The sequence below is a fragment of the Pseudomonas sp. BN417 genome (assembly GCF_029871205.1).
GTDB lineage: Bacteria > Pseudomonadota > Gammaproteobacteria > Pseudomonadales > Pseudomonadaceae > Metapseudomonas.
This window is the reverse complement of the sequence record NZ_SSOJ01000089.1, coordinates 1-12,750: the sequence shown is the minus strand read 5'-3', so window position 1 is coordinate 12,750 and position 12,750 is coordinate 1. Positions and strand designations below refer to the sequence as shown.

13 protein-coding genes are annotated in these 12,750 nt (G+C 67.1%); all 13 read right to left on the bottom strand.

The features are described from left to right. Positions 1–289: 289 nt before the first annotated feature. Positions 290–1,873: an aldehyde dehydrogenase (NADP(+)) gene (locus E8F11_RS10830; RefSeq protein ID WP_280288842.1), complete on the bottom strand. Its 1,584-nt coding sequence runs from the start codon at positions 1,871–1,873 to the stop codon at positions 290–292. Positions 1,874–1,875: 2 nt separating this feature from the next. After that, positions 1,876–3,168: a fosfomycin efflux MFS transporter AbaF gene (gene abaF / locus E8F11_RS10825; protein WP_280288843.1), complete on the bottom strand. Its 1,293-nt coding sequence runs from the start codon at positions 3,166–3,168 to the stop codon at positions 1,876–1,878. Positions 3,169–3,446: 278 nt separating this feature from the next. Then, a complete protein-coding gene (locus tag E8F11_RS10820; protein WP_280288841.1) occupies positions 3,447–4,364 on the bottom strand; it encodes a dihydrodipicolinate synthase family protein in 918 nt (305 codons plus the stop codon). Between the two features lie 132 nt (positions 4,365–4,496). Next, complete coding sequence (locus E8F11_RS10815) at positions 4,497–5,546, bottom strand: proline racemase family protein (protein WP_280288840.1); 1,050 nt, start codon at positions 5,544–5,546, stop codon at positions 4,497–4,499. Positions 5,547–5,627: 81 nt separating this feature from the next. Continuing rightward, entirely contained in the window at positions 5,628–6,350 is a 723-nt protein-coding gene (locus E8F11_RS10810; RefSeq protein ID WP_280288839.1) for an amino acid ABC transporter ATP-binding protein, read from the bottom strand. After that, positions 6,343–6,993: an amino acid ABC transporter permease gene (locus tag E8F11_RS10805; RefSeq protein ID WP_280288838.1), complete on the bottom strand. Its 651-nt coding sequence runs from the start codon at positions 6,991–6,993 to the stop codon at positions 6,343–6,345. Before E8F11_RS10805 ends, E8F11_RS10810 begins: the two co-directional genes overlap by 8 nt. Before the next feature lie 12 nt (positions 6,994–7,005). Beyond that, a complete protein-coding gene (locus E8F11_RS10800) occupies positions 7,006–7,671 on the bottom strand; it encodes an amino acid ABC transporter permease (RefSeq protein WP_280288837.1) in 666 nt (221 codons plus the stop codon). A gap of 1 nt (position 7,672) precedes the next feature. Further along, complete coding sequence (locus tag E8F11_RS10795; RefSeq protein ID WP_280288836.1) at positions 7,673–9,439, bottom strand: aconitase family protein; 1,767 nt, start codon at positions 9,437–9,439, stop codon at positions 7,673–7,675. 21 nt (positions 9,440–9,460) lie between these two features. Next, entirely contained in the window at positions 9,461–10,276 is an 816-nt protein-coding gene (locus E8F11_RS10790) for a transporter substrate-binding domain-containing protein (protein ID WP_280288835.1), read from the bottom strand. 270 nt (positions 10,277–10,546) lie between these two features. Then, entirely contained in the window at positions 10,547–11,293 is a 747-nt protein-coding gene (locus tag E8F11_RS10785; RefSeq protein ID WP_280288834.1) for an AraC family transcriptional regulator, read from the bottom strand. A gap of 8 nt (positions 11,294–11,301) precedes the next feature. Continuing rightward, a complete protein-coding gene (locus E8F11_RS10780) occupies positions 11,302–11,661 on the bottom strand; it encodes a transcriptional regulator (RefSeq protein ID WP_280288833.1) in 360 nt (119 codons plus the stop codon). Next, entirely contained in the window at positions 11,651–11,962 is a 312-nt protein-coding gene (locus E8F11_RS10775) for a type II toxin-antitoxin system HigB family toxin (RefSeq protein ID WP_280288832.1), read from the bottom strand. The genes E8F11_RS10780 and E8F11_RS10775 overlap by 11 nt, the downstream gene beginning before the upstream one ends. A gap of 93 nt (positions 11,963–12,055) precedes the next feature. Beyond that, positions 12,056–12,750 (bottom strand): FAD/NAD(P)-binding oxidoreductase (locus E8F11_RS10770; RefSeq protein ID WP_280288831.1); only part of this gene is annotated, 695 nt, incomplete at its 5' end.

Genomic DNA, 12,750 nt, shown 5'->3' with positions numbered 1-12,750 from the left:
AACGCTTCCGCTCGGCCTGCTGACGGGGCAGAGTCGCTGCCCCACCTCTTCTGCACAGGTTCAAGCAATGACCAGGCATCAGGATTGCTGCGCCCTGTCCGGCGCGAGTCACCCCTCTACCCCTGGGAGAGGGGCCGGGGGAGAGGGATGTGTCAGGCAGGTGCGCAGGTCTGAAAGGTCCGTGCTAGACGCTTCTATTCGGTGCTGTAACAGCTAACGCAGACATAGCCAAAAAAAAGCCCCGGCCAGGGCCGGGGCGAATCGGGATTCCCCGGGGGCGCCGAAAAAGCTAGCCCAGGGCCTCCCGCGTGGTCACACCATCCAGCAGCCGGGCGATGCCCAGTGGATTGGCGTTCTTGAGAGAATCAGGCAACAAATTGTCCGGATAGTTCTGGTAGCACACCGGGCGTAGGAAGCGGGCGATGGCCAGGGTCCCCACCGAGGTGCCGCGGGCATCCGAGGTGGCCGGGTAGGGGCCGCCGTGGACCATGGCGTCGCACACCTCGACGCCCGTGGGGTAGCCGTTGAGCAGCAGGCGTCCGGCCTTGCGTTCCAGCAGCGGCACCAGCGGGGCGGCCAGCTCCAGGTCGCCGGGTTCGGCGATCAGGGTGGCGGTGAGCTGGCCGTGCAGGTTGGCCAGGGCCCGTTGCAGCTCGGCCAGGTCGGCCACTTCCACCAGCACCGTAGCCGGGCCGAAGACTTCTTCTTGCAGCAGCTCATCGCCCTCCAGCAGCAGGCTGACATCGGCTTGGAACAGCTGCGGCCTGGCCTGATTGCCCTGCTGCGGCCCGCCTGCCAGGTGGCGGATACCGGGGTGGGCGTGCAGGCGCGCCAGCCCCGCTTCGTAGCTTTTCAGGGTGCCGGCATTGAGCATGGTCTGCGTCGCCTGGTCGGCCATGCGCGCGGCGAACCGCTCGATGAAGGCGCTGAGCTCCGGCGAGCGAATGCCGATGACCAGGCCCGGGTTGGTGCAGAACTGCCCGCAGCCCAGCACCACCGAGGCCGCCAGTTCGCCGGCCACCTGCTCGCCGCGCACCCTCAGGGCTTCCGGCAGCAGGATCACCGGGTTGATGCTGCTCATCTCGGCGAAGACCGGGATGGGCTGCGGTCGCGCGGCGGCCAGGTCGCACAGCGCTCGGCCACCCTTGAGGGAGCCGGTGAAGCCCACCGCCTGGATTGCCGGGTGCCTGACCAGCCATTCGCCCACGCCGCTGCCGTAGATCATGTTGAAGACGCCGGCCGGCATGCCGGTCCGCTGCGCCGCGCGGAGGATGGCGTCGGCCACCCATTCGCTGGTTGCCATATGACCGCTGTGGGCCTTGAACACCACCGGGCAGCCGGCGGCCAGGGCGGCGGCGGTGTCGCCTCCGGCAGTGGAGAAGGCCAGGGGGAAGTTGCTGGCGCCGAACACCGCCACCGGGCCGATGCCGAGCTGGCACTGGCGCAGGTCGGGACGCGGCAGCGGCTGGCGCTGGGGCTGTGCCCGGTCGATGCGCGCGCCGTGGAAGTCGCCACGGCGCAGCACTCCGGCGAACAGGCGCAGCTGGCCGCTGGTGCGGGCGCGCTCGCCCTGGATGCGGGCCGGCGGCAACGCGGTTTCGCGGCAGACGGTGGCGATGAATTCCTCGTCCAGGTTGTCCAGTTCGTCGGCTATGGCGTCGAGGAATTCGGCGCGCCGGCTGGCGGGCAGGCTGCGAAAGACCGGGTAGGCTGCCTCCGCGGCGCGGGCGGCGGCGTCCACCTCGCTCGCAGTGGCCTGGTGGAAGGCGCCGGGCAGCGCCTCACCGGTGGTCGCATCCAGGCTGCGCAGGACGACATCGCCCGCGCCGCTGCGGGCGCCGCCAATGTAGTTGTGGCCAAGGGGTTGGTTCATGGTCATCGGGTTCCTTGCTGGCCGGTCCTCGCAGCCGCTTCGGCGTCCACGGCGTGCAGCGACTTGCCACGGGTTTCCCGAGCGAGGCCGACGGCAAGCACCGAGAGCGCGGAGGCGGCCACCAGGTACCAGGCGATGGGGGTGGAGGAGTTGTAGTGCTTGAGCAGGCTGACGGCGATCAGCGGCGCCAGGGAGCCGGCGAAGATCGGTGCCACCTGGTAGCAGAGCGAGAGCGCGGTGTAGCGCACATGGGTGGGGAACATTTCCGCCATCAGCGCCGAGTAGGGCGCGTAGGTCATGGACTGGATGGCCAGGCCCAGGGTGATGGCGGCCATGATCAGCCAGTCGTTGCCGGTATCCATCAGCGGGAAGCCGACGAAGCCCCAGAAGCCGGTGAGCACCGCGCCGGTCAGGTACACCGGCTTGCGTCCGACCTTGTCCGAGAGGTGGCCCATCAGCGGGATCAGGAAGAAGTGCAGGAAGTGCGCGCCGAACATCAGCAGCAGGATCTGCGAGGTGTCCTTGTGCACCACCAGGCCCAGGTAAGTGATGGAGAAGGTCACCACCGTGTAGTAGAGGATGTTCTCCGCGAAGCGCGCGCCGAGGCCCACCAGCACGGCGCGCCGGTGGTGCTTGAGCACCTCGACCACGCCCAGTTGCTGGCCCGCGCGCTGCTGGTGGCGCGCCTGGGCCTGCTTGAAGATCGGCGCGTCGTCCACCCGGGTGCGCACCCAGTAGCCGATGGCGACCACCACCACCGAGAGCCAGAAGGCCACGCGCCAGCCCCAGGCGAGGAATTCCTCGTCGCTGAGGGTGGCCGAAAACGCCAGCAGGGCCAGGGTCGCCAGCAGGTTGCCGAGCGGCACGCCGGCCTGGGGCCAACTGGCCCAGAAGCCGCGCCGGTCGTCCGGGCTGTGCTCGGAGACCAGCAGGATGGCGCCGCCCCATTCGCCGCCGAAGGCGAAGCCCTGGATCAGCCGCAGCAGCACCAGGAGGATGGGCGCGGCGTAGCCGATGCTGGCGAAGCCGGGCAGGCAGCCCATTAGGAAGGTGGTGACGCCGACTATCACCAGGCTGATCTGCAGCAGGTGCTTGCGCCCCAGCTTGTCGCCGAAGTGGCCGAACACCAGGCCGCCCAGGGGCCGGGCGAGGAAGCCCACGGCGTAGAGGGCGAAGGCGGCGATGATGCCGTCGATGGCATTGCCGGTCTGCTGGAAGAACAGCTTGCCGAACACCAGGGCGGAGGCGGTGCCGTATAGGAAGAACTCATACCACTCGGCCACGGTGCCGGCCATGGCGGCGGCGACCACGCGTTTCAGGCCGGCGGTGGCGGTGCGGGTGTCGTGGGTCGGGAGAGCCTGGGCGGACGCATTAGTTGTTGTGGTCATGGCGGATTCCGGTGGTCCACTGTGGAGAGGTTTCACTGGGTGACGATGTGTGCCGGGGCTTCCCTCACCCTAACCCTCTCCCGGAGGGAGAGGGGACCGCTAGTGCCGGCTGATACATCACCATCAGCCGGCACCTTCTACTCCCTCTCCCTCTGGGAGAGGGCGGGGGTGAGGGAAGTCAGCCCTTACAGCCCCACATCCGGCAACGCCGGACGGCTGGCCAGGGCCTTGGCCATGATGCGTTCGACGTGTGCGCGGTCCTCGCCCTGCAGGGCCAGGCGCGGCGGGCGGGTGAGGGCGCTGCCGCGGCCGGCGATCTCTTCGCAGAGCTTGATGCACTGCACCAGGTCCGGACGGGCGTCGAGGTGGAGGATCGGCATCAGCCATTCGTAGATCGGCATGGCCTCGGCGAAGCGCCCGGCGCTGGCCAGGCGGAAGATGGTCTCGCCTTCCTTGGGGAACACGTTGGACATGCCGGAGATCCAGCCTTGGGCGCCGACGGCGATGCTTTCCAGGACCACGTCATCCAGGCCGGCGAAGAGGATGAAGCGGTCGCCCACCTCGTTGCGCACGTCGATGAAGCGGCGGGTGTCGCCGGAGCTGTCCTTGAAGCACACCACGTTCTCGCAGTCGGCCAGGGAGATCAGGATCTCCGGGGTGACGTCGTTCTTGTAGATGGGCGGGTTGTTGTAGACCATCACCGGCAGGTCGGTGCTTTTGGCCACGCTGCGGAAGTGCTCGGCGGTTTCATGGGGCTTGGAGGAGTAGACCAGTGCCGGCATGACCATGATGCCGTCGACCCCGACGCGCTCCACCGCCTTGGCCACCTTGCAGGCGCCGGCGCTAGTGAATTCGGCGATGCCGCAGATCACCGGCACGCGGCCGCCGGAGGCATCCTTGGCGACTTCGGTGACGGCCATCTTCTCTTCGATGGTCAGCGAGGTGTTCTCGCCGACGCTGCCGCACACCACCAGTCCGGACACGCCGTCGCGCACCAGGTTGGAGATGACCTTGTGGGTCTCGTCCAGGTTCACCGAGAAGTCGGCATTGAATTGGGTGGTGACTGCGGGGAAAACACCGCTCCAGTTGACGCTCTTGCTCATGGGTAACTCCATTTCGATGGGGGGCCCGGGCTCGCCGGGAAGAATCGCAGGCAAGCCGGGGCCGTTCGCGCTCGCCGAGGCGGGCGCCGTGGTGGATTCGGGGTGACTTAGTGGCTGTTGGGGGAGGGGCCGCTACTGCATGGCACTACCCTCCGGACCCAGTGGCCAGGTGTCGGAGAGGCGATAGCCGCCTGGCCAGGGATCGCTGGGGTCGAGCAGGTGCTGGTGGATGCCGGTGATCCAGGCGCGCCCGCTGATGCTGGGGATGATGGCCGGGCGCCCGGCGACCTCGGTGAGCGCCTCGATCCGGCAATGGAACTCGGAGCCGATGATGGAGCGGCCGATAAAGGCTTCGCCCGGCTGCAGTTGCCCCTTGGCGTGCAGCACCGCCATGCGCGCCGAACAGCCGGTGCCGCAGGGCGAGCGGTCGATCTTGCCGGGGCGGATGACCACGGCGTTGGCGGCGCTGGCGATACCACCCTCGCGGCTCACCGGCGCGGCGATCTGGCAAAAGGAAATGTGGTCCCAATCCGGATTGGTCGGGTGGACGAAGCCCAGCTGCTCGTTGGCTGCTCGGGTGATCTTCAGCCCGGTCGCCACCAGGTCGGCGGCCTCGTCGGCGCCGAGGGAGAAACCCAGGCGCGCGGCGTCGGCGATGACGAAGCTGTCGCCGCCATAGGCGGTATCCACCTGCAGCGTGCCTAGGCCTTCCACTTCGATCCAGGCGTCCAGCCGGTCGGCGAAGGAGGGGACATTGTGCACGGTCACGCGCTCGGCTTTGCCGTCGCGGCACTCGGCGATCACCTCGATCAGCCCGCCGGGGGCTTCCAGCACCAGGCGGGTCTGCGGTTCGGTCATCGGCAGGATGCCGCTGTCCAGCAACACGGTGGACACGCACAGGGAGTTGGAGCCGGACATGGGCGGGGTATCGGCCGGCTCCATGATGATCCAGGCCATCTGCGCCCGTGGGTCCTTGGCCGGCACCAACAGGTTGACGTGGCGGAACAGGCCGCCGCGCGGTTCATTGAGGACGAAGTTGCGCAGCGTCTCGTCGCGGGCGATCCAGCGTGATTGTTCCCAGACGGTCGCGCCGGGTGGCGGGGCGACGCCGCCGACTATCACGTCGCCCACCTCGCCTTCGGCGTGGCAGCTGACGATGTGGATGATCTTGTTCGAGCGCATGGATGATCTCTCCTGATGATCTTGCGTGGGCCCGTTCGCTCTCCCCCGACCCTCTCCCTGAAGGGAGAGGGGGAGGTCGCGCTAAAGCACCGACTTGAGGAAGTCGGCGGTTTCCGCCTTCTGCGGCTGGCCGATCACCTGATCCGGCGGGCCTATCTCGTGGACCTTGCCGTCGCGGAAGAAGGCCACCCGGTCGGAGACGTCGCGGGCGAAGCGGATCTCGTGGGTCACCAGCACCATGGTCATGCCGTCTTCGGCGAGCATGCGCATGGTGTCCAACACCTCGCCCACCAGCTGCGGGTCCAGTGCGGAGGTGGCTTCGTCGAACAGCATGTAGTCGGGTGACATGGCCAGGGCGCGGGCGATCGCCATGCGCTGCTGCTGGCCGCCGGAAAGCTTGTTCGGAAACACCTTGAGCTTGTCGCCAAGGCCCACGTGGGTGAGTTGCCGGACCGCCATCTCCTCGGCGTCCTGCTTGTTCTTGCCGAGGACCTTGCGCGGGGCGAGCATCACGTTCTCCAGCACGGTCAGGTGCGGGAAGGCGTTCCACTGCTGGAAGACGATGCCGATCTTCTGCCGCAGGCGGTTGAGGTCGGTGTCCTTGCCATGCACCTCGGTGCCATCGACGCGGATGTTGCCTTTCTGGATCGCCTCCAGACCATTGATGCACATCAGCAGGGTCGACTTGCCCGAACCCGAACCGCCGATGATCGACACGACCTCGCCCTTGTTCACGCTCAGGCTCACGCCCTTGACCACTTCGAGGTCGCCGTAGGATTTGTGCACGTTGTCGATTTCAATCATTTTCCTGCCACCTTTTTTCCAGCCGCACGCCCAGACGCGCCACGACCCAGCTCATGAGGTAATAGATGAGGCCTGCGATGCACAGCACCAGCAGTGGCTCCTGGATGCGCGTGACGATGGTCTGCGAGGCGCGCAGCAGTTCGACGATGCCGATCCACATCACCAGCGCGGTGTCCTTCATCACCGACAGCACAAGGTTCAGCCAACCGGGGAAGGCCACGCGGGCGGCCAATGGCAGGGCCACGTAGCGCAGGTCCTGCCAGTAGCTCATGCCCAGCGAGCGGCTGGCGCGGCGCAGGCTCGGCGACACGGCGAGGACGCCGCTGCGGACGATCTCGGTGCAGAACGCCGCGGCGTAAATGCCGAGCACGATGCAGCCGACGGTGAAGGCGCTCCAGTCGAGCCCGGCGATGCTCTTCATGGCGTTGAACAGCACGAACTGGATCAGCAGCGGCACGCTGCGGAAGATGTCCAGCAGCCAGGCCAGAGGGTGTGTGGCACGCGGCAGGGCGGCGCGCAGCAGGCCGAAGAGGATGCCGGCGAAAGTGCCGATGAGCATCGCCCAGGCGGTCAGCTTGAGGGTGACCCAGGCGCCCTGCATGAGGAACTGCAGGTCGTTGGCGGTGAAACTGGTGGAAAACATGACCGGTCCTCCTTAGTAGCGGAACAGCCGCCAGCCCAGGATGCGGGCGGCGAGGACGATGACCTTGGCGATCAGGTAATAGAGCACCGCCGCCAGCGCGAAGAACTCGAAGGTGCGGAAGGTCCTGACGTTGAAGTCCTGGGTGACTCCGGTGAGGTCGTTGTTGAGCCCGACGATCACCCCCAGCGAGGTCATCAGCACCGCCCAGACCATCTGGTTGCTCAGCGGATAGAAGACAATGCGCAGCAGCTGCGGGATGACGATCAGGCGGTACGCCTGGAAGGCGCTCATGCCCAGCGAGCGGGCAGCGCGCATCTGGGTGTCCGGCACGGCCTTGAGGCCGCCGCGGAAGTTCTCCGCGAGATAGCCGGCGTTGTTGAAGGTGATCCCGGCGAGCAATGCGACCCAGGAGCTGACGTGCAGACCGAAGGAGCCAAGGCCGAAGTAGAGGATGTACACCTGGAACAGCGACGGCGTGTTCCGCGCGATGGACACCCAGGTGGTGGCGAAGCCGCGCAGCAGTGGGTTCTGCATCTGCCGCATGACGGTCAGCAGCAGCGCGATGATGACGCCGAGGACCATCGACAGCGCGGCGGTTTCCAGGGTCACCCAGGCGCCAGCGAGCATGTCCGGCAGCGCCTTGAAGGCCGCGCGCCAGTGGAAGCTGTAGTCGAACATGTCAGTGTCCCCCTTCGTTCAGCCAGGCCGGCATGAGCCCTGCGCTGCGGCCGCTGCAGGCGGTGTCGACGCAGGCGGCAAGGCTGCCGAAATGCACCTGGCGGCCCACCAGCCCGGGCGCGTAGTGCGCGTACTTGCCGGAGTTGGTCATCAGCGTGCGGGTCGCCGGCGGCAGCACCGGTTCGCCGAGCATGCACCAGCAGGTGTCGGTGACGAACTGCGCGCCGAAGGCTTCCAGCGTCGCCACGTACCCCGCATCCAGGGCGCGCTTATGGATGGCACGGCCGAGGGTGATCACCAGCGCGGTCCCTGGATGCTTGCGGCGGCCGACGCAGAGTTCGGCCAGGCGTGCGCATTCGCTGAAGGAGAAGTGCGGGTTGCCCAGCGAGACCAGCTGTACCTCGGTTTCCGGCGCGCGGTCCAGTTCGCACCAGGTGCGCGCCAGGTCGGCCGGCACCACGCGCAGGCTGCGCCGCGCGGGCAGGTTGCCTAGTGCCTGTGCGGCGTCGCGGGCTTCGGGTGTGACGCCGACGATGTGAAACATCGGCGCGGCCGACGTCGTCGCGAAAGCGGCGCCGAACGCCTTGAGGTCGTCGAGGTCGGGAGCTGCGCGTTCGAGTCCGCAGACCACCGGTATCTCGCTGCCACATAGCAGGCCCACGTGGTAACCGAGCAACGGGTAGAAGGCATCGTCGAAGCCTTCCGGTGGCGTCACCTCGATGCACAGCGTGGCGCGGCGACCCTCGTCGCTGTGGCTGCCCACCAGCGGCGCGCGGCCGGTGATGGCGATGCAGATATCGAGGTAGTCGGGGTACTTCAGGGTCCGCGCGCCGAGCACGCTGTTGGCGTACACCACGGCATTGGACTCGGCCCAGACCACCTGCTCGCCAAGCCGCGGAGCGCTGTCGAGAAGGTAGGGTGCACAGGTGAAGCTGGTTTGCGCACCCATCTCCAGGTAGGCGTCGCCGAGGGCGCTCGCCGGCTCGCCGAGTTCGGCGTCGATGCCCAGTTCGCGCCAGCGGCGCTTGTCCACCGAAATCGAATTGAGGGTGGTCGGCACACGCACTCGCGCGCCCCATTCCACCAGGCGGCGGGCGAAGCGCAGGCTCGCCGGGCCGGTGTAGATGCAGCCGTCGATGTGCGCCTGGGTGACGTCCACCAGCTCGCGCGCACCCTGCAGTTCGGCGATGCGCAGGAGGATGCGCATCGCCACTTCCGTGGCCTTGCCATGGCGCCCTTCGAGCATCTCCCGGTCACGCCCATCCAGCTTCAGATCGCTACCGGTGGCGAGGCTGCGAACCTCGCCCTCGGCCGTCCAGGCGTCGATGGGCAGGCTGTCGAACAACTCGATGCGGCCGTTCTCGATGCGCGCGGCCTTGGCACCGGCAAGCCGCGCGAAGCCATCCTGACCCAGGCAGACCACCGGCAGTGAGCGGCCGAACATGATCTCGGCCACCAGTACGCCGAGGGTGAGGATTTCGTCAGGCTCGGCCAGGAGCAGCGCCGCAGGGGCGTGACCGTTGAGGATCAGCTCCAGCAGCACACTGCTGCCGGTGCAGGAGCCTCGTCCGCTGGGGATCGCCAGCACCTGCCCGGCGAGCATCCGGCCGCTCAAGGGATGATGGCGGTCGATCACCTCGCCGGTGAAGGGGTCCACCCCGCCCCAGAAACTCAGCCCGATATCGGCCTTCAGCAGGGCGCCTTGCGCCCTGCCTCCGACCAGGCCGCGTCCGCACAGCGGGGCGGCGACTTGCAGCGTGGGTTGCATGGAAGACATCTGCGTCGGCCGTCAGTAGTACACGTGGGGTACGGTCAGTTCCACCGGTTTGCCGCCGACCCACTTCGAGTACAGCTCTGCATAGCGGCCAGTGCGCACCTGCTGGTTGACGAAGAGGTTGAGGTAGTTGATCAGGCCGAACTCGTCGCGCCTGGCTGCGAGCGATACGTAGTCGATGACGTAGGGCGCGTCGCCCGCCACTTTCAGGCCCTTGTACTTGCCGGACTTGAGGGTCGAGGCGGCGACGGTGTTGGTCACTACCGTGGCATCGATGTGGCCCTGGGAGACGGCGAGGATGGTGTCGTTCTGGGTCTGGTAGGCGCGGAAGCTGCCGGTACCCCAGGACTTCACATCCTTCTCCAGGGCTATCGCCTCATAGGTGCCGCTGGTATTGCCCACCGGCCGGCCCTTGATGTCCTCGTACTGGTTGATGCCGGTGTCGTCGCGGGTCAGCACGACCATCTGGAAGGCGAAGTAGGGCACGGTCATGCCCACGGTCTTGGCGCGCTCGAGGGTATCGGAGGTGGAGGCGACTATGACGTCCGCGCGGCCGGAAACCAGTGCCGGGATGCGGTCCGGGAAGGGGGTCTCCACCACTTCGGCGCTGACCCCGAGGACCTTCGCCAGGTCGTTGCAGTAGTCCACGTCGAAGCCCACCGGGTTGTTCTGCGCATCGCGCGAACCCATGGGCGGGAAGTCGAGGGTGACGGCACAGCGGAGTTTGCCCGACTCGATGATGTCGTCGAGTTTGTCGGCCTGGGCGGTGCAGGCCAGGGTGGAGCTCAGTACAGCGGAGAGGACTAGGGTGATGGCGTTCTTGTTGTTCATATGGGCCTCGATGCTGGTTTGACGGCCGGGTTGAACGGCCATCGCGTGTCGTGGGGAAAGCGTCTTCTGCGGTATTCCTGCGGCTGAATCGACACGCCAAGATTCGCGCCGCAGGGCCTGGGGAGGCTTGATGGATTTCCGCCGGGGTCATGACGAAATCGGCATAGTGGGTGGAGCCGCCCTGCGGCCCTTTCGCGAATGAATTCGCTCCCACAGGAGAAGACCGGGCTACGGACTCCTACAAAAATGCATTCCCACCGGGTAGGTGGATCAGGTGCGGCAGCTTTCGCGATACTGGCTGGGGGAGAGCCCGGTGAGGGCCTTGAACTGGCGGCTGAAGGCGCTGTGATCGGTGTAGCCGCAGGACAGGGCGATCTCGGTGATCGGCAGGTCGCCGGCCAGCATCTGCGAGGCGGCGCCCAGGCGCGCCTTGTGGATCATCTGCCTCGGGGTGAGCTGGAAGATGCGCTTGCAGTGGCGCTCCAGCTGCGCCACCGAGAGCCCGGCGATGGCGGTCAGCTCGCCGAGACTGACGGGCTGGGCATAGTGCTCGCGGATATGGGCGTCCACCGCGGCGAGCTTCTGGTAGGCCGGGTGGCTGGACTGCGGTGCCTGCAGGTCGTAGGAAATCCCCGCCATGCCGATCACCCGCTGCTGCTCGTCGCGCAGCGCCAGCTTGTGGGTCAGGCACCAGCCGGCCTGGCGGCCGGGGTAGAGGTGCAGCTCCAACTGGTCGTTGAGCGGTTCGCCGCCCTCCAGCACGCGGCGGTCCTGTTCGGTGTAATGGGGGCCGAAGCGGGTCGGGAATACATCTTCGGCCGTGTGGCCCAGCAGCTCGTCCTTGCGCTTCACCCCGCAGCGTTGCGCCAGGGTCTGGTTCACCAGCACATAGCGCGCCTGCGGGTCCTTGATGAAGAACACCACGCCGGGCATGGCGTCCAGCAAGGGTGCCACCTGCTCGATGCTGGCGAGCAGGGTGGGGAGGTCGCGGGACAGGGGGAGCTGTTCGAGATGCATGGCGTCCTTCAGGCAACACCAGCCAGCAGGCTGTCATAGGGGATGTTCAACCCGTCGTGCAGCCGCTTGATCATGCGCAGGCTCAGGGGGCGTTTGCGGTTGAGCACTTCCGAGACGCGCCCGCTGGGGCCGATGAAGGGTTCCAGGTCCCGAGGCGTCAGGCCTTGCTGCTCCATGCGGAACTTGATCGCGTCGATGGGATCGGCCGGCATGATCGGGTAGTGGCGGTTTTCGTAGACCTCGATCAGCGTGGTCAGCACTTCGGCCTCATCCGCCTCCGGGCTGCCGGCCGCTGCCTGGAAAACTGCCTCCAGCCGCTTGAAGGCTTCGCGCAGGTCCTGATCGTTACGGATCGGCTTAATAGTCATTGACGGTCTCCACATCGATCCTGTCGTACTGCTCATGGGTGCCGATGAACTTCACCCAGGCGATCCCCGCCTGGTATTGCATCTCCACCACCAGGCGGTACTTGTTGCCGCCTATGTTGAACACCACGCGGTTGTTGCCGCAGAAGCTCGCACTGCGGTATTGCGCCTTGATGTCCTGCGGTGATCGCCAGTCAGCTCTCAGGGCTTCGTCGTGCCAACTCTGCAAGGGCCCCTGCGCATCGGCATGGGCCGGGCTCCCCTCCCAGAATCGACGCAGGGTGCTTTTGGCGATGATCCTCATCCTAGCAGCTCTCTCCCAATTTGGGAGGAGAGTGGCAACAACGCTCGCCCTGAACAAGGGGAAACCTTGTCGGAGCGTTCTGAATGTCTCCGACTAAAGCTCGCTCTGTTCCAGGCACCGCAAGGTTTCGATCCGCGCCGGCGACAGTGGCGGCCGTGGTGCGGACGGCTCCCAGCCGAACAGGAACTGGCTGGCGGCGCCACACACGCGGCCCTGGCAGGCGCCCATGCCGCAGCGGCTGTGCAGCTTGGCGTCGGTCCAGCCGTGACGACCCGCCAGGGCCGACCAGGGCACGTCTTCGCAGCGGCAGACGAGGGTATCCGGCTGCGCCAGATCCTTGAGTTTCGCGTCGAGCCTGAAGCTGCGCGCCAGGGCGTCGGCGAAAGCCTGCCAGCGGCGGCGCCGGGGCCAGAGCTTGCGGGCCAGGTCGCGCCGGCCGATTGCCGCGTGGCCGGCGATGGCGCCTTCGACCAGGGCCAGCTCGCTGCCGCCGAAGCCGGTGCATTCGCCGGCGGCGAAGTGGCCGTCGAGGCTGCAGGCCTGCCAGTCATCGACGGCGATGGCCTGGCGCTCGATGCGGCAACCCAGGGCCTGGCCGAGTTGGGTGTTGGGGATCAGGCCGAAACCGCAGGCGAGGCGGTCACAGGGGATTTCCAGTACCTGCCCGCCCTGTTGCAAGCGCACCGCCTCCAGACGCTCGCCACCCAGGGCGGCGAGCACATGGCTGGAGGGGCGGTAGCGGGCATCGAAGAGCGTCACCGCCTGTGCGAGCTTACCCGGCCAGCGCG

What these genes read in the sequence shown, in the direction of transcription:
- E8F11_RS10830 (WP_280288842.1), bottom strand. Translation starts at nt 1,873, where the DNA reads ATGAACCAACCCCTTGGCCACAACTACATTGGCGGCGCCCGCAGCGGC.
- abaF (WP_280288843.1), bottom strand. Translation starts at nt 3,168, where the DNA reads ATGGCCGGCACCGTGGCCGAGTGGTATGAGTTCTTCCTATACGGCACC.
- E8F11_RS10820 (WP_280288841.1), bottom strand. Translation starts at nt 4,364, where the DNA reads ATGAGCAAGAGCGTCAACTGGAGCGGTGTTTTCCCCGCAGTCACCACC.
- E8F11_RS10815 (WP_280288840.1), bottom strand. Translation starts at nt 5,546, where the DNA reads ATGCGCTCGAACAAGATCATCCACATCGTCAGCTGCCACGCCGAAGGC.
- E8F11_RS10810 (WP_280288839.1), bottom strand. Translation starts at nt 6,350, where the DNA reads ATGATTGAAATCGACAACGTGCACAAATCCTACGGCGACCTCGAAGTG.
- E8F11_RS10805 (WP_280288838.1), bottom strand. Translation starts at nt 6,993, where the DNA reads ATGTTTTCCACCAGTTTCACCGCCAACGACCTGCAGTTCCTCATGCAG.
- E8F11_RS10800 (WP_280288837.1), bottom strand. Translation starts at nt 7,671, where the DNA reads ATGTTCGACTACAGCTTCCACTGGCGCGCGGCCTTCAAGGCGCTGCCG.
- E8F11_RS10795 (WP_280288836.1), bottom strand. Translation starts at nt 9,439, where the DNA reads ATGCAACCCACGCTGCAAGTCGCCGCCCCGCTGTGCGGACGCGGCCTG.
- E8F11_RS10790 (WP_280288835.1), bottom strand. Translation starts at nt 10,276, where the DNA reads ATGAACAACAAGAACGCCATCACCCTAGTCCTCTCCGCTGTACTGAGC.
- E8F11_RS10785 (WP_280288834.1), bottom strand. Translation starts at nt 11,293, where the DNA reads ATGCATCTCGAACAGCTCCCCCTGTCCCGCGACCTCCCCACCCTGCTC.
- E8F11_RS10780 (WP_280288833.1), bottom strand. Translation starts at nt 11,661, where the DNA reads ATGACTATTAAGCCGATCCGTAACGATCAGGACCTGCGCGAAGCCTTC.
- E8F11_RS10775 (WP_280288832.1), bottom strand. Translation starts at nt 11,962, where the DNA reads ATGAGGATCATCGCCAAAAGCACCCTGCGTCGATTCTGGGAGGGGAGC.